13 protein-coding genes, 1 tRNA gene and 1 riboswitch are annotated in these 15,024 nt (G+C 35.0%); of the genes, 7 read left to right on the top strand and 7 right to left on the bottom strand.

The features are described from left to right. Nucleotides 1–24: 24 nt before the first annotated feature. Entirely contained in the window at nucleotides 25–939 is a 915-nt protein-coding gene (locus tag G8761_RS11020) for an NAD-dependent epimerase/dehydratase family protein (RefSeq protein WP_166026515.1), read from the bottom strand. Between the two features lie 369 nt (nucleotides 940–1,308). Then, nucleotides 1,309–2,190, bottom strand: coding sequence for a glucose-1-phosphate thymidylyltransferase RfbA (rfbA, locus tag G8761_RS11015; RefSeq protein ID WP_166026513.1), 882 nt, complete (start codon nucleotides 2,188–2,190; stop codon nucleotides 1,309–1,311). Between the two features lie 1,103 nt (nucleotides 2,191–3,293). On the opposite strand from rfbA, the gene G8761_RS11010 reads away from it, so the two are divergent. Together G8761_RS11010 and G8761_RS11005 are read left to right on the top strand one after the other, a co-directional pair. Further along, the gene (locus tag G8761_RS11010) at nucleotides 3,294–4,373 is read left to right on the top strand and encodes a YheC/YheD family endospore coat-associated protein (protein ID WP_166026510.1); all 1,080 of its coding nucleotides are present in this window, start codon (nucleotides 3,294–3,296) and stop codon (nucleotides 4,371–4,373) included. A 691-nt stretch (nucleotides 4,374–5,064) separates the two neighbouring features. After that, a complete protein-coding gene (locus G8761_RS11005; RefSeq protein WP_166026508.1) occupies nucleotides 5,065–5,763 on the top strand; it encodes a PIG-L family deacetylase in 699 nt (232 codons plus the stop codon). A 47-nt stretch (nucleotides 5,764–5,810) separates the two neighbouring features. Here G8761_RS11005 and G8761_RS11000 read toward each other — a convergent pair whose 3' ends face one another. Further along, nucleotides 5,811–6,278 carry a low molecular weight protein-tyrosine-phosphatase gene (locus G8761_RS11000; protein WP_166026506.1) on the bottom strand — a complete coding sequence of 156 codons (468 nt, stop codon included), beginning with the start codon at nucleotides 6,276–6,278 and terminating at the stop codon, nucleotides 5,811–5,813. Nucleotides 6,279–6,703: 425 nt separating this feature from the next. Between G8761_RS11000 and G8761_RS10995 the strand changes: the two genes are divergently transcribed. After that, a complete protein-coding gene (locus G8761_RS10995; protein WP_166026504.1) occupies nucleotides 6,704–7,630 on the top strand; it encodes an IS30 family transposase in 927 nt (308 codons plus the stop codon). A gap of 256 nt (nucleotides 7,631–7,886) precedes the next feature. Here the strand turns inward: G8761_RS10995 and G8761_RS10990 are convergent, their stop codons facing one another. From G8761_RS10990 to G8761_RS10980, 3 genes are all read right to left on the bottom strand, one after another. Beyond that, nucleotides 7,887–8,378 carry a glycosyltransferase family protein gene (locus tag G8761_RS10990; RefSeq protein ID WP_166026502.1) on the bottom strand — a complete coding sequence of 164 codons (492 nt, stop codon included), beginning with the start codon at nucleotides 8,376–8,378 and terminating at the stop codon, nucleotides 7,887–7,889. A 183-nt stretch (nucleotides 8,379–8,561) separates the two neighbouring features. Then, complete coding sequence (locus G8761_RS10985; RefSeq protein ID WP_166026500.1) at nucleotides 8,562–9,278, bottom strand: glycosyltransferase family 2 protein; 717 nt, start codon at nucleotides 9,276–9,278, stop codon at nucleotides 8,562–8,564. 2 nt (nucleotides 9,279–9,280) lie between these two features. Then, entirely contained in the window at nucleotides 9,281–10,360 is a 1,080-nt protein-coding gene (locus G8761_RS10980) for an ATP-grasp domain-containing protein (protein ID WP_166026498.1), read from the bottom strand. A gap of 527 nt (nucleotides 10,361–10,887) precedes the next feature. Here G8761_RS10980 and G8761_RS10975 point away from each other — a divergent pair. The 3 genes from G8761_RS10975 (at nucleotide 10,888) to G8761_RS10965 (ending at nucleotide 13,055) form a co-directional block, all read left to right on the top strand. Next, a complete protein-coding gene (locus G8761_RS10975; RefSeq protein ID WP_166026496.1) occupies nucleotides 10,888–11,616 on the top strand; it encodes a YheC/YheD family protein in 729 nt (242 codons plus the stop codon). Nucleotides 11,617–12,087: 471 nt separating this feature from the next. Further along, complete coding sequence (locus G8761_RS10970; protein ID WP_166026494.1) at nucleotides 12,088–12,375, top strand: hypothetical protein; 288 nt, start codon at nucleotides 12,088–12,090, stop codon at nucleotides 12,373–12,375. A 434-nt stretch (nucleotides 12,376–12,809) separates the two neighbouring features. Continuing rightward, a complete protein-coding gene (locus G8761_RS10965) occupies nucleotides 12,810–13,055 on the top strand; it encodes a hypothetical protein (RefSeq protein ID WP_166026492.1) in 246 nt (81 codons plus the stop codon). Between the two features lie 330 nt (nucleotides 13,056–13,385). On the opposite strand, the gene G8761_RS10960 is transcribed toward G8761_RS10965, so the two are convergent. Further along, nucleotides 13,386–13,459: transfer RNA gene (locus G8761_RS10960), tRNA-Arg, on the bottom strand. Between the two features lie 296 nt (nucleotides 13,460–13,755). Beyond that, nucleotides 13,756–13,860: riboswitch (SAM riboswitch) on the top strand. A gap of 102 nt (nucleotides 13,861–13,962) precedes the next feature. Here G8761_RS10960 and G8761_RS10955 point away from each other — a divergent pair. Then, complete coding sequence (locus G8761_RS10955; RefSeq protein WP_166026490.1) at nucleotides 13,963–15,015, top strand: LLM class flavin-dependent oxidoreductase; 1,053 nt, start codon at nucleotides 13,963–13,965, stop codon at nucleotides 15,013–15,015. The last annotated feature ends 9 nt before the right edge of the window (nucleotides 15,016–15,024 follow it).

The raw sequence follows: 15,024 nt of genomic DNA, 5'->3' as shown, positions 1-15,024 counted from the left end.
TGCCTTTTGGCGTACTCAGATTCTTTAATCATGTTCCTGGGAGAGTTGTATAATGCCTTCTTCTAGGCTAATTTTGGGAGACCATCCCAAGGAAGTTAATTTGTTAATTGATAATACGTTGAAACTGAGTTCCCCTGCTTTAGCATTTGTATAAACTGGGGGTTTTGAACCACGATATAGTCGATAAAACAAGGCGAGAAGCTCATTTAATGATGTTCCTTTGCCAGTTCCAACATTTAAAATTTCGTGTGGGAGAGATTCCAATTGGCTAACCAGTATATTTGCCGCCACAACATCACTCACATGAATATAATCACGAATTTGTTTTCCATCCCCATACACAATGGGAGGCAAACCGTTTCTTATACGGTTTTCGAAAATAGAAACTACCCCGGATTCTGAAGCTGGATTTTGCCTTGATCCATATACGTTTGAATAACGCAAAATGATTGATTGAAAACCGTATTGTTTAGCGTAAAAGTCAATATAAAATTCAGATGCAAGTTTGTTAATTCCATATGGTGAAACAGGTTTAGTAATAAAAGTTTCTGGCAAAGCTATTTTAGGAGTTTGACCATAAACAGTGCCTCCTGAAGAAGCGAATATGAATTTTTTTATTCCGACTTTGCCTGCTGCTTGAAGCAAGCGAACAGTCCCAAGCAAATTCGTTTCTACATCGTAAATAGGATTGCTGACTGAATTTCTAACATTAACTTGTGCAGCGTGGTGGTTTATTATGTCTGGTTTTTCTTTACGCAAACATTCTTCGAGAGTAACATCTAAAAGAGACATGCTGATAAGACGGGCATCTGGATTTAGGTTAGACAAAGCCCCAGTTGATAGATTATCTAGAACAACAACGTCATATCCGTTATGAATATATTGGTCAACAAGATGTGACCCGATGAAACCTAATCCTCCTGTAACAAGAACTTTCAATTTTTTTCACCCTTTTTTAGTTGAATATTTTAATTCCTCCCGTATTTTTAAGAAAGGCAGGATACAATCAGAAACATGAATAAGAAATTGAGTAATGGGTACATAGATACGTTATTGGAGTACGTTAAGCAGGGAGTGATTCGACTCCCAACCGATTCTCTAACAATATTAATAAATAGAAAATGCAATTTATTAACCATAATCGCGCTTTTCACAATTGTAAATGATCATATTCAAGATATTTAAGCATCTGACCTTGTCAACTTGTTGTAATTTCAATTTTTTGGGGTCTGGATTATCCAATAATAGAGTGAAGGACTTGAAATGGTTAAAAAATAGGAGAAGGCAGAAAGAGTTTATTTCTTTAATTTAAAATACATTTCTATTTTTTGTTGCAATTTTCATTAAGTGACTTCCATAATCAGTTTTAAGCAGGGAATTGGCTAAAAAAATTAACTGCTCTCTCGTTATATATCCTTTTTTATAGGCTACTTCCTCTATGCATCCTATTTTAATGTTTTGATGTTCTTCAAATATCTTTATACATTGTGAAGCTTCATACAATGAACTATGTGTACCAGTATCAATACAGGTAAATCCTGTTTCCAACACTTCAACATCTAGCTCGTCCATAAATAAATAGGCCTTATTAATGTCCGTAATTTCCAATTCCCCTCGTTCAGAAGGTAATAGACTTTTTGCTAATTCTACTACCCGGTTATCATAAAAATACAATCCTATTACCGCGTAGTTTGATTTCGGATTTTTAGGTTTTTCTTCTAAGGAAATAGCTTTGCCGCTTAGATCAAATTCTACGACTCCATACCTTTCAGGGTCTTTTACATAATATCCGAAAACGGTAGCACCTGTTTTCTTTGTGATTGATTTTTGAAGGCGGGCAGAAAGAGCATTTCCAAAAAGAATATTATCACCTAATATTAAAGCCACATTATCATCGCCAATAAATTGCTCACCGATAATAAAAGCCTGTGCAATCCCTTTTGGTGATGGCTCGGCTTCATATTTTATCGAGATTCCTAAGTGGGATCCATCTCCTAATAACTTCATAAATCTTAATTTATCCTCGGGAGTTGTTATAACTAGTATTTCACGTATACCTGCCTCCATTAGAATTGAGAGGGGGTAGTATATCATCGGTTTATCATAGACAGGTAAAAGAGCTTTTGAAATAACTTTTGTTAAAGGACTAAGTCGAGATCCACTACCCCCAGCAACTATAATTCCTTTCAACTTGGCACTCCTTTCTTGGATGAAACTTCCTATATTTAATCATGATTATTAGATTTCAGTAATCAGCTTTTAATGACGAATAAAAAATATGGTTTTCTGTATTTTTAGGGTATTCATTTATAAAGAATGTGATTAGGACTTCATCATGCTCTAATAAAAATTTGGCGTTTTCCACACAAAATTGGTCAATTTATCTCTTACCGGCATATTTGCCGACCTCCTAAATACCGTTAAAGCAGCTCCAGCTAGTTTAAAAGAAAAGATAGAAAGGTTGATGAAATCATGATCGAACAGCGAGCCTTGACAATGTATTGCAAAATTAACTTGAAATACAATAATACTTGATATCGGAAAATGTATTATTTAATGCTTTTGAGTTCCATTAGATAAAAAAGAACCAAAATATCATTAGTTAATTCAAACACCTTCCAAACGCTGTCTCTTGAAAGGTAGTATATTAGTACATTATTTTTTTCCCGCTCTTTTCGTCCATCCAACTATATAAAGAAATCATTATTGAGAATAATATTTATCTTTTTTCCTCAGTATTTTTAAAGATTTTCTCCATGCTACATGAACTTATTTTATATATAACTATGGAATTTCCAAGTGCATCATTAAATTTTTATTCAAAACCAACCATTTTAATAAAGAACAATCAAATCCTTTTCTTATTTATAAACTATTCAGTATAGTGGGAAATTGCTTGGTTGTTTACCCAAGTCTGAGACAGATTTATGCATCTTTTCATAAAAAATCAATGACAAATTGTCCATAAGTAATGGGATACAGACAAAATCAGTGAGTGTTGCTCTGTTCCAATGAATTATAGGGTTTGGAAGCTAATGATATGCCTATACATAGTGGTCATTTTTTCATATTCATATTAAGAACTCGGTTTAAATCTTTATAAGGTGATGTCAAAACCGAATAAGTAGCATTAGTGAATATTCTTAGAAGTTTAGCTGTTTTTAGTCAAAATCAATTTACTTATGAATTTTGCATACGGGCATTTGATATGAAGCTAATGCTGAATCATAGATTCAATCTATCTTTGGTTCATTTGTGGTAGAGAAATAAATTTATAGGAGGCATTTGGATAAATGAGTAGACCGTATGTAGGTATACTATTAGACAATATAATATATAATGGCATTCCACGTGGAAGAACGGGATTTGAACACCTTTCCTTTTATGAAGAAGCGGGGATTATGTATGATTTTATACCCTGTTTTTTTCGGATCCAGGATATTGAACCAAGGGGAAATCAAGTACAGGCATATGTTAAAGGTGAAAATAACAAATACATGAAACAAAGTGTTCCTATACCAAGAGTGATTCATAACCGTGCATTATTTAATTCCAATAGTGATTATAAAAAGGTCCAGCAGTTAATGAATAATGGTATCATAGTTTTTAATATAAAGAATCGTTATCGTAAAATACTAGTTCACGAAATACTTCTAAAGAACAATGAACTGCACAAACATTTACCGATGACGCTAATTGCAGATGAAAATAATATTCTTCAAATGCTGGAAAACTATGATTCACTTATTATTAAGCCAAATAATAGCAGTTTAGGGCTTGGTGTCATGCTTATTAGTAAAGAGGATGATGAATACAAATGGGCCTTTCGAAATCGAGCAACAAAAAAATACGAAAGTCTTACTTTTGGGAACCAATTACCACAAAATTTATTGGATATTCTTAGGAAACGTACTTTTCTAGTTCAACAAAGAATTCCACTGGCATCTTATCAAGGGAATCCATTCGACCTTCGGGTATCCGTTCAAAAAAATCAGACGGGACATTGGCAAGTGACAGGTATTGTTGGGAAAGTCGCTAATGGAGGAAATTATGTAACGAATGTTGCGAGGGGAGGAAAAGTCTATCCGTTAGATGTGCTATTAGAGGGAAAGAATCTTAATAAAGACCAAGTCTATAAGGCAATTGAAAAATTTTCGTTACAGGCTGCCGAACAATTATCAAGTGAATTAAGCGGTTTAGCTGATCTTGGAATGGATATAGGTATTACTGAAGAGGGTTTCCCGATGTTTATTGAGTGTAATGCACGGGATTTAAGGATAACGTTTCGAAATGCCAAAATGGAATCAACATGGAAAGCTACTCATACAACACCATTAGCTTATGCAAAGTATTTACTGGATACATTATATTAAGAATGGAAAAATCAGAAAAGCAATAGTAGATTTTTAAAAGTTATGTGAACCCCCTTGGTTGGTCTGGGAAAGCCAACCAAGGGGGTGTTTTAGCATGGTCAAGTTTTTTGGGAATCACTTATGATTTTTTGAGTGGTGATTTTAGCCAAAACTTATTCTGCTTGCTAGGCTTAATGACAGTTGTGTTTAATGTTGCAACTTTGTTAGTTGGAATATTATCAAACACAGAAGAAGATACATTAGCAGTAATTTATATTGTTTCGGCCTAATGTAGGGTAATCAAAATCGTTATTATGGCAGTAGAAGCTAATGGTAAAAATTTTATGATAGTTTTATATATTTTTTTATATTTTTTTATATACAGCGTGTAGATAGCCCTGTCCTTTCTTTCTTATGCAAATACAATAATTAATGTGAATGGCGTCTGACGTTAAATAACTCAATTAGCTCAAATGTGGATAATTGGGGTGATTGACTATTTGAAGTACTTTCTGTTTATTCCCTTAGTAAAATTGGTTCCTTAAAATTCAAATATTTATACCGTTAAAGAATTGATTTGTACAATATTTTCTTCTATTCAAAGTTTCGACAACAAAAGGTAACCAAATAGAAAGACCCCTTAGTCAACAAGACAAGAGGAATTTTTGAAGTTTATTACTGGTCTTTATTGAAAAGAAGGAGTGTGAAAATAGTGCAAGCTATACAATATGAAAATCAAAGGGTTTTAATATTGGCTCCTCATGCAGATGATGAGGTTATCGGATGCGGGGGGGTTATCCAGAAATACCTGGAAAACCAAAGTGCTGTTCGAGTTGTTATAGCTACATTTGTATACGGTACTTATCAGAAGTTTTACAAAGAAAAGAATCTATATGAAGAATACAGTGGAATGGTCCGTTTAAAAGAGTTAGAAAAGGCTTATGAAATATTAGGTGTGACTGATCATAGTATCATGTATACCGATAATGAAAAAATCAAATACCATAGTAAACTGGATGTGATACCAAGAATAGAGTTGGTATCAAAAATTGAAAGGGAAATTGATTCATTTAAACCAACAGTGATCTATATTCCATCGTTAACGAAACATCAGGATCATACAGCTTTGCACGAGGCTGCTTTAACGGCAATAAGACCATATTATTGGAACGGATCGGTACTCGTATATGAAACCGATGGTGAGCTTTCTTTTTCACCCAATTTATTTGTCCCGCTTAAGCCAGAGCAGGTCGAAAAAAAAGCAAAAGCTTTAGCAGCTTATAGGACACAGGTTGGCGGAAAAAATCATCCCACTACTCCCCAATTTCTTTCGACAAAGGCAACATACAGAGGACAATCAATTTACACCGATTATGCTGAAGCATTTCAGGTTATAAGAATACACGGGTAGAGATAAAATGGACAAGGGATAGGATGAACTATAATAATATATGAATTTTACAAAATTTCCTTCGATAGAATTTTTTTCAATAAACCCTGACATCCTGCATGGATTAATTGATAAGCTTTTTCAAATTCCCCGGTGTGGTAAGGGTCAGGAATATCGATACAATCACTCTCTGTAATAAATTCTGACAAGTAATGGACGTTTATGGCTTTGTTCCCGGCTAGTTCCTTGATCGACTTTTGGTTTCTTTCATCCATAACGATAATAAGGTCAAATTTATTAAAATCTTCTTTTGTTATTTGTCTTGCAGTAATATTTTCATAAGGGATTTTCCGTTTTGATAAAACCTCACACGTTCCTTGGTGTGGAGGTTTTCCAAAATGCCAATTACCTATTCCGGCTGAATCGACCTTAACCTTAGTACTCAAGTTATTTCTAAGTAAGAGGTCACGGAAGAGTGCCTCTGCCATAGGTGAGCGGCATATATTTCCATGGCAAACAAATAAGATAGAATTCATTTATATCACCTTCTTGTCAATTGTAGACTATGGGCAGTCGTAAAAAGACCCACTCACTTTACTTTATTAAAATCCATAAAAAATCGTGAATATTTCTGATTAATTAATGTACTAATTAGTTAAATAAAGGAAAAATATTCTTAGGAAAATTCAAAAAGATAATGTACAAACTAAAACTTTGTTTTAACAAAGTAAAGAAGAATTATTTTTTAAAAAGTAATATAAAAAAGACTGCCAGCAAATCTAATTTTTTTATTTTCGACATACAAAGAGGCTGCCCCAAAATAATACTTTTTTGGGGAGCTTCTTTTTTATTTATGACAAATTGTATTATTAAGTGCGACATCTAGAAAATACAAAAAAACCCACACTCGCTTCGTGTAAAATAGAAGTTACCACACAACTTTTTTACATGGAGGACGAGTATGAGTTACACATATCTTACCACATTTGAACGAGGGAAACTAGAAGCGCTTTATAGCGCTGGTTTCTCTACCAGAGCCATTGCGAAGAAACTTGGCAGACACCATTCCACTATTGCACGTGAATTAAATCGTAGTGTGGAGTTGGACCAAGATTACCAAAGCCAGATAGCCCACACCCAATATAAAAAGCGAAGACAGGCCTGTAAACCAGTGGGCAAGTGGACTCCGGATTTAGCCAATCAAATAAAGGAAAAGCTGTATTTAACCTGGTCACCAGAACAGATTTCTTGTGGCTTATTAAAAGGTTCTATTTCGTTTAAGACTATGTATAATTGGCTTTACAAAGGTCTTCTTTCCATCCCGGATTTACTCGTTTTAAGGCAAAAGGGAAAGCGCAAAAAGCCTAGAGAAACCAGAGGCCGTTTTAATATTGGAACATCCATCCAAAAACGTCTAAAAGAAATAAAGAAACGCGAAACCTTCGGTCACTGGGAGTCGGATTCATTTGTCTCTGGCAGGGGGAAAAGTAAGGGCTGTGTTGCCACATTTATCGAACTCAAAACCCGTTACTATATTGCCGTATTGATGCCAGATCGAACCGCAGCTTCTATGGAAGAATCGATTAAACGGATATCTTCGTTATTCCCAGAAAAAGCATTTAAAACGGCCACTGTAGACCGTGGGAAAGAATTTGCGTGTTATGGGGAGATTGAAAATGAACTCCCTATACACGTGTATTTTGCCGACCCTTACTCTTCCTGGCAGCGAGACAGTAATGAAAAGGCAAATGACCTCTTGCGTGAGTTTCTCCCAAAAGGAACAGACCTAGCCAAGGTGTCGGAGAAGGAATTAAATCGTGCTTTACACCTTTTTAACCAAAGACCAAGGAAATGTTTAAATTGGAAAACTGCACACGAAGCGTTTTAAGAGGAAGTGTGGCACTTAGATTGACAAACCGTCTTATAAAAAAATAAAAAATTAGTTCGGTTTTGGTTTTGATGTTACCACTACAATAAATAACCTTTAAGAAAATTAGAGTAAATTTTATCCCTCTAAGAGATCTCTAACTACAATTTACTCCCTAAACATAGGAAAAATTTAAATGGCTGACACAATTAGTCGTTATTTAACGACCTTTTGAGTCAGCCTCTATGCTTCTTTAAAAATCCATTTATATTAGTCTTCAATCAATAAAGGGTCTGTAATCATCCGTATGGGTAATAATTTCACATTCCTCTAGCAACTCTTCATCCTCGGCTTGCCATGTATGTGACTTTTTGTCTGCGCGACGAATGCTAACGTAATGATAATGATCAGTTGAGTAGATCTTATAACCTTTCTTTCGGCACCTTTTCTGAAATAAAATACCCTTCGCCACTCTCTTTTTTGGAAATCTCACATGTGGAAAAATGGATTTTCTAAATACAAATGTTCCGCCGCCCACGTGAGTTATATATGTGTTTTGATTATCTGGTCTAATTACAGCGAGAAGCTTCTTTCCCTCCAGATAGGTGAGAGAAGAATCGTTGCCTACCACTGAAGCCTCTGTGGTATTTAGGGCATTAAGGGCTTGGGTCAGATACTCTCTACCGTAATAATCATCATCATCTAATTTAGCGACAACAGTATGCTTGGCTTTCCTAATTCCAAAATTAAGGCAAGACTCCAAGGTCATTTTGGCCCGCCTTTAAATAGTAACGTTTTTATATTTTTTGGCTTTCTTCCTCCACTTACGAATCCCCATACCAGCTCTGTTCAAGATAATGATTAGCTTTTTGTTCTCACAATCTTTCCTGTCATAATTTTCAAAAATATTATCAATTTGATCTGATCGTACAAGTGATAACTGAAACACCGTTCATTCTTCAACTCCTCCTATATAAGGAATAAAATCGTCAGTGTACGCGACAACTTCAGATTCTTTTAATACCCTTTTATCGCTGGATTTCCATGTGTGTTTTCTTTTGTCTCTTTGTCGTATCGAAACATAATAATTACTGTCAGTGGAATAAATTTTATAGCCTTTTTGTTCGCAGTTTACTTGGAAAAATACATCCTCTCCCAAGTTTTTGTTAGGGAATCCTACGTCAGGATACAAAGATTTTTTCCATACAAGTGTCCCCCCTCCTAAATGTGGTGCATTTATACCAACTCCTTGGAGATAACAATTTTCGTTATTGGGTTTACGGATTGCAAGCAATTCTCTTCCTTGGAAATAGGTGCTGACAGACATTTTTCCTACTACTGAAGCCTCAGTATTAGCCAAAGCGTCAAGGGCTTGTGTAAGATATTTAGGTGAATAATAATCGTCGTCATCAAATTTTGCAATATTGGGGTGCTTTGCTTTTTCGATTCCAAAGTTCAAGCAGGCTCCTAATGTTAAATCCGGGAGCTTGTAAACAAACACATTATTGTGTTTTCGGGCTATTCTCTTCCATCTATTAAGGCTCATATTCGCCTTATTTAATATAATAATAAGTTCTTTATTCTCACAGATTTGCCGATTATAATTGTTAAAGATATTTTCTAGCTGTCTTCTTCTTATCGTGCAAGTAATGATTGAAACACCGTCCATATTTATTCCTCCCAATTAACTTGGATTCCGCCTTTATCAAAATAAACTTCTTCCCAAAATCTATACATCTGCAATCCCCAGTTAATCTTTAACTCTTCCTGAGTAATTGGATGATTTTTTGCAAGTTTGATAGCTAAGAAAGGTAAATTGATACCTGCAGCGGTGCAATGGACAATAGTTCCCTGAATACGTGGGTTTATTTCAATAATTTTAGGGATATGATTACTATCTCTTCGAACTTGGACACCTATATTTCCATGAAGGCCAAGCTCTTTGACAATTTGGGATGAGTATTGAATGACATCTTCCTCTTTAACAATTGTACTTTTCACGGAAATACCATTATTGATTTCATCTCTTAATCTTGGAACTGCAACAATAACCTCCCCATGATTGGCTAAAATATCAACACTGTACTCTTCAAAAGGAAGGTATTCCATTACCATTGTGTCAGGAATCGATGAAGTCCCTTTTAAAGTTTCCATTAATTCATTAAAGCTTATATATACGGAAGACGGTTTTTCGTAATATAAAAGGTCAATCCGGTTTTTATTTTTGTCTAATATACGGAACCCCCGACTTCCGTCAGAAATGACTGGCTTTATGCAAACGGGTTTTTCAGGATAACCTAAAGCAAAAATTTCCCGGCTTAATTCTTCAGATGTATGAACGATTGAAAATTTTGGGGTAGAGATTCCTTTCATAGATAGGGAGTTGAATAACTTCCCTTTATTTATTGTCTTATCTAATGAGTTAAAATTTGAAACCGAAACGGCGACACCACTTTTCTTGAATTTCTCAGCATGATTTGATAAAGCTAGCAACTCTTGAGATACCATTGGAAGGATAACTTCAATTTTTTCATTGAAGCATAAGGTATGAATTTGGTTAATAAATTCTGGATCAGAAGCTTTAGGGACAGTAAAGAACCTATCAACCATTGCCTTTGCAGCTATATTCTCTTTAATATCTACTCCTATGATTCTGAAATTAACTTCTTTCACTGCTCGCAAAGACTTTATTACTCCAGGTGCTCCTGGGGATCCAATACCTGTTATTAATACAGTAATTAATTCAGACATTATTAAACTCCTTATTTTAGAATTAAAGTGAGAACGCTTGAAACTTTCTGGGATACGATAGGGGAATAGGAGAGTTCTTTATTTTAGAGTATTCATTAAAATTATGTAGGGTTCTATTAATTAGCCTTTTTTTCTAAAGATTGGTTAATTAAATGAAAATATCCCAATCCAATAAGTGTCCAAGCTAAATCATAAAGTTGAGAATACAATAAGATCAAAAAAAGGAAGGAAATGAAGATTTATGTCTTGTTATGAAGATGTTCTTCAAGATTTTTTTCACACAAGCAATGGTCGAAACTATATCACATTAGTTAAATAGTGCAATTTCAAACTACAATAATTTTCTCAAAAATATTGTTTTAACAGAAACATGGTTGTTTTATCGTGTACTGAAAAATGAGGAAAGGAAGCTTTGTCTGAGGAAATAAAGTGATACTCGTTATTTAATCCTTTTCCTTTTTTGAACTAGAAAATAGAGATTAAATAAACATTTTTTGAATTTAATTATCCTATGGGAGAGTAGGTAAATGAGGGCATCAAGCAGCAAGTGGAAAAAACATAAATTGATGATGGGAAATACCAATTTACAAGCCTATTTGCCAAAAACAATTCTTTTATCAAATCGATCATTAATAGAATGGGTAGAAAATTATACTAAAGTAATGCTAAAACCATGTTTTGGTTCACAAGGCAAAGGTGTTATCCAAATTACAAGCTTCCCTAATAAAGATTTTGAAGTTCATCATGAATATCAAAGAACCATAATTAAAGGGAAAGAGCAACTTTATGACTATTTAAAAGAAAACTACTATCGAAGGAGAAACACCAAATACATTATCCAAGAAAAGATCCCCCTAGCTTCGATTCAAGAAAATCCCTTTGATATTAGAGTCATGGTCCAGCGTAAAATAAATACCAGTGAGTGGACAGTAACTGCAAAGTGTGCGAAAGTAGCAGCCAATAATTATGTCATTACTAATGTAGCAAAAGCAATTCTGCCAGTCGATCAAGCACTAGAAGAATCGTGTTTATCAAATTTCTCTCTTGCCAATATAGATACTAAACTCAATGAAATTTCTTTGACAATCGTCGAGCATTTATCCTATTTTTATCCAAAAACCAGAGCGTTTGGAATTGATTTGGGAATTGATGAAAAAGGGGAGATTTGGATTATTGAGGTCAATCTGCGTCCCTCAATTTTTATGTTTAAATCACTAAAAGATGGGTCCTTCTCGATAATTAAATCATTTCTTTAATTTTCTTCTGTGCCTCAAAGATGGAAAAAAATTTATCAATGGATTAAAAAGATCTAAAATGTAATGTCGATAATTCGTAGTGTTTTTTGTTCAGTTGAGCTTAATAAAGAAAAAAATGTTTACAAACATTTTAACGATTTTTTTCAACAAGATTTTCGGAATGAGATTAAAATCAAAAGGAGACTTACAGGTCTCCTTTTTACATTATTAATTATTCTAGTACATAAAATATTCCTTTTTAAACCAATATCAATATCGTTATCGTTATTATTATTACCATCACTATCCATGTGGATTTCATTCTTACGGATATTATCCATATTTCAGGTACCATTCCTAGTTACAAGTGTTGAAAAAAAATCATTACCTCACAATCTCCTTCGAACTGATTCGAGATTTTTTTAATATCCTTTATTTGTCCAAGCGTTTTTATATTTTATTCATAAGATAGGGACGAAGGAGGTGATTATAATGGGTATACGGAAATGTCCTCCAATTACACCACCAAACGAGCCACCTATGTCACCTGAAACTAATTGTGAGACCTGTACTCCACCAGAAGGATCTACACCAATTCTTACAGTGAGCGTTCCAGGTGGACTTGCTATCAACTTATTAGGCATTCATGTTGAAGCTTGCCCAATCTGTATTACCGTGTTCACTGAAGGATCAAGCCTTACAGCTTCCCAAACAAGTATCATCATAAACGACTTACTCGCTGTTATTCGTGGTTTGATTCCGAACGTCCCAGGCGCTTAATTGAATAAGACAGGATAATTTTATTGCCAAAGGATTCTTGGGGTTGCAGCGAAGGGTTTTTAGTTAAGCCAAATACACTATTATATATAAGCCTAAGAAAAAGCTGTTTCTTCAAATCCCATAATAATAAAAACTGAAAAAACGCGTGCAAAAACAGACTCAGAAAAACTTATCACCATAAAGAGTAATGCAGTCTGCTCATATATCCTTCAATAATTCAGAACGCTTTAAAGCCGTTAAAGTGGATATCATTCTGGTGTATAGATTCCTCTAAATTCTTTTCTTTGATTTACACCATCTAATTTTTGCAAAACCATTTTGTTAATGAAGCAGAAGGCTAGTACACTTTTTTCAATTACCTGTTCAACTGTCTAAACCTCATAGTAACTTTCAACATATATTATTTTAGATCCATTTAGAGAGGAGGTGAGTTTATGACAACGACTACTCTTCTTACTGACTGTGAGACTTGTACTCCACCAGCAGGTTCGACACCGATTCTTACAGTGAGCGTACCTGGTGGACTTGCTATTAACCTATTAGGCATTCACGTTGAAGCTTGCCCAATCTGTATTACTGTGTTCACTGGAGGTACAAGCCTAACAGCTGCTCAAACAAGTGTTGTAAACGACTTATTGGCTGTTACTCGTGGATTGATTCCGAATGTTCCAAGCGTTTAAAAGGAATAGATCCTATTATTAATAAAAAAGTCTTAGGGTTGCATTACACCCTAAGGCTTTTTTGTGAAAATAATTGACCATTAAATAAAAAAAGTTAGCTGTTTCTTCAACAGCGGGGTGAAGAAGAGATAAGGTAAACTGCAGTTTATATTAAAATATATTAGTTCTGCATTATCCAATTATCAGATATATCTAACTTTTTGGGTTAAAATTATAAAGATTCACGTGTTTTTAAGAAGAATAAGCCTCAAGCAAAAACTGATTTTAGTTTCGGGGGCTTTAAATTCGGCAGAAAGATAAAAAAACCCTTGATTGATCAAGGGCTTTAAGCGTCCCAGAGAGGATTCGAACCTCCGACCTACAGTTTAGGAAACTGTTGCTCTATCCTGCTGAGCTACTGAGACATGATATAAGGTAGTAATAGTATTGCGGGAAGAATAATCCTGTTAATCCCGTCCTGATCTCAGAAAGCTGAACCAAGAATCGGTTCGATCAGCTTATTAGGCGCATTTATAATTATACTTCTCATACTAAAAAAGTCAATAACTTTGTTAAAGATATCCGAAGGAAGAAGGAACAATAAAATCAAAATAATAATATTATGTAAACTATACTAAAATATTTAATTATTGACATATTCTTATAATTCACTTATTATCACTTTAAATGATTAAAACTCTAAAACTCAATAAACGATTTCTTCTTATCAAGAGAGGTGGAGGGACTGGCCCTTTGAAGCCTCGGCAGCAGGTTCTGCGGAATACTGTGCCAAATCCATCAAACAGATTTGTTTGAGAGATAGGAAGAGAGTGAACGAACTCTCTTCTTGTCCGGGGGAGTTTTTTTTGTTTCTTTACCTAGTTTAGCACTTGGAAAATTTGAGATTGAGTTAGAGGAGGGATAAAAAATGAAGTTCGGATTTTGGCTTCCTATTTTCGGAGGGTGGCTCCGTAATGTTGATGATGAAAATATGCCGCCTACATTTGACTATGCAAAAAAAGTGGTTCAATCAGCAGAAAAGTGGGGATATTCAACCACTCTTGTTGCTGAATTAAATTTAAATGATATAAAAGGGCCAGAACATGATTCCTTGGAAGCCTGGTCAACAGCAGCTGGTCTTGCAGCTGTAACAGAGAAAATCGAGATCATGGCAGCAGTACGCCCTGGTTTTCATAATCCTGCGGTAACTGCAAAAATGGCAGCAAACATCGATCAAATGAGTAACGGCCGCTTAACTCTTAACGTAGTATCTGCCTGGTGGGCGGAAGAGGCTCGGCAGTATAACGGGATTTTTACCGAGCATGACGAAAGATATGATCGAACAAAGGAATTTATTGATGTACTAAAAGGTATGTGGACAAAAGATACCTTTACATATGAAGGGCAATTTTACAATATACAGAATGCAAAGCTTTCGCCAAAGCCAGTTCAGCGTCCAAATCCAATTCTATATGCTGGTGGTGAAAGTGAGAAAGGTAAGCAGACGATCATAGAAAAATGTGATGCTTATGTTATGCATGGCGGAACAGTAGAAGAGATTCAAAGAAAAGTTGCGGAAATGAAGGACCGCCGTTCTGAAACAGAGAATGCTCCACTTTCTTCTTTTGGCATGGCTGCATATGTGATTTGCCGCGATACAGAGGAAGAGGCACTACTGGAACTTCAAAAAATTACGACTGTAAAAGATACAAGTGGTTACGCTGGCTTTAAAGATTTTACAAGCAAATCACAACTTGAACAAAAGATCCAGCTCCAGGACTACTCAGTGTCAAACCGTGGTCTAAGACCTAATCTTGTGGGAACACCTGAGCAAATTGCTGACCGTATTATTCAGTACGAAGAAGTAGGATTAGATTTGCTCCTTCTCCAATTCTCTCCGCAATTAGAAGAAATGGAACGTTTTGCAAGAGATGTAATGCCGCTGGTTGAGGAACGCAGAAATAGGGTTGTTTCACACTAAGAAACTCAA

The sequence above is a fragment of the Neobacillus terrae genome (genome assembly GCF_011393025.1).
Classification (GTDB): Bacteria; Bacillota; Bacilli; order Bacillales; family Cytobacillaceae; genus Neobacillus_A; species Neobacillus_A terrae.
Note: the sequence above shows the minus strand (reverse complement) of the source record. Positions and strands in the feature narration are given on the sequence as shown.

Excerpts from the sequence above, each read along its gene's own strand:
- G8761_RS11010 (WP_166026510.1), top strand. The coding sequence starts at position 3,294 with ATGAGTAGACCGTATGTAGGTATACTATTAGACAATATAATATATAAT.
- G8761_RS11000 (WP_166026506.1), bottom strand. The coding sequence starts at position 6,278 with ATGAATTCTATCTTATTTGTTTGCCATGGAAATATATGCCGCTCACCT.
- G8761_RS10995 (WP_166026504.1), top strand. The coding sequence starts at position 6,704 with ATGAGTTACACATATCTTACCACATTTGAACGAGGGAAACTAGAAGCG.
- G8761_RS10990 (WP_166026502.1), bottom strand. The coding sequence starts at position 8,378 with ATGACCTTGGAGTCTTGCCTTAATTTTGGAATTAGGAAAGCCAAGCAT.
- G8761_RS10985 (WP_166026500.1), bottom strand. The coding sequence starts at position 9,278 with ATGGACGGTGTTTCAATCATTACTTGCACGATAAGAAGAAGACAGCTA.
- G8761_RS10980 (WP_166026498.1), bottom strand. The coding sequence starts at position 10,360 with ATGTCTGAATTAATTACTGTATTAATAACAGGTATTGGATCCCCAGGA.
- G8761_RS10975 (WP_166026496.1), top strand. The coding sequence starts at position 10,888 with ATGAGGGCATCAAGCAGCAAGTGGAAAAAACATAAATTGATGATGGGA.
- G8761_RS10970 (WP_166026494.1), top strand. The coding sequence starts at position 12,088 with ATGGGTATACGGAAATGTCCTCCAATTACACCACCAAACGAGCCACCT.
- G8761_RS10965 (WP_166026492.1), top strand. The coding sequence starts at position 12,810 with ATGACAACGACTACTCTTCTTACTGACTGTGAGACTTGTACTCCACCA.
- G8761_RS10955 (WP_166026490.1), top strand. The coding sequence starts at position 13,963 with ATGAAGTTCGGATTTTGGCTTCCTATTTTCGGAGGGTGGCTCCGTAAT.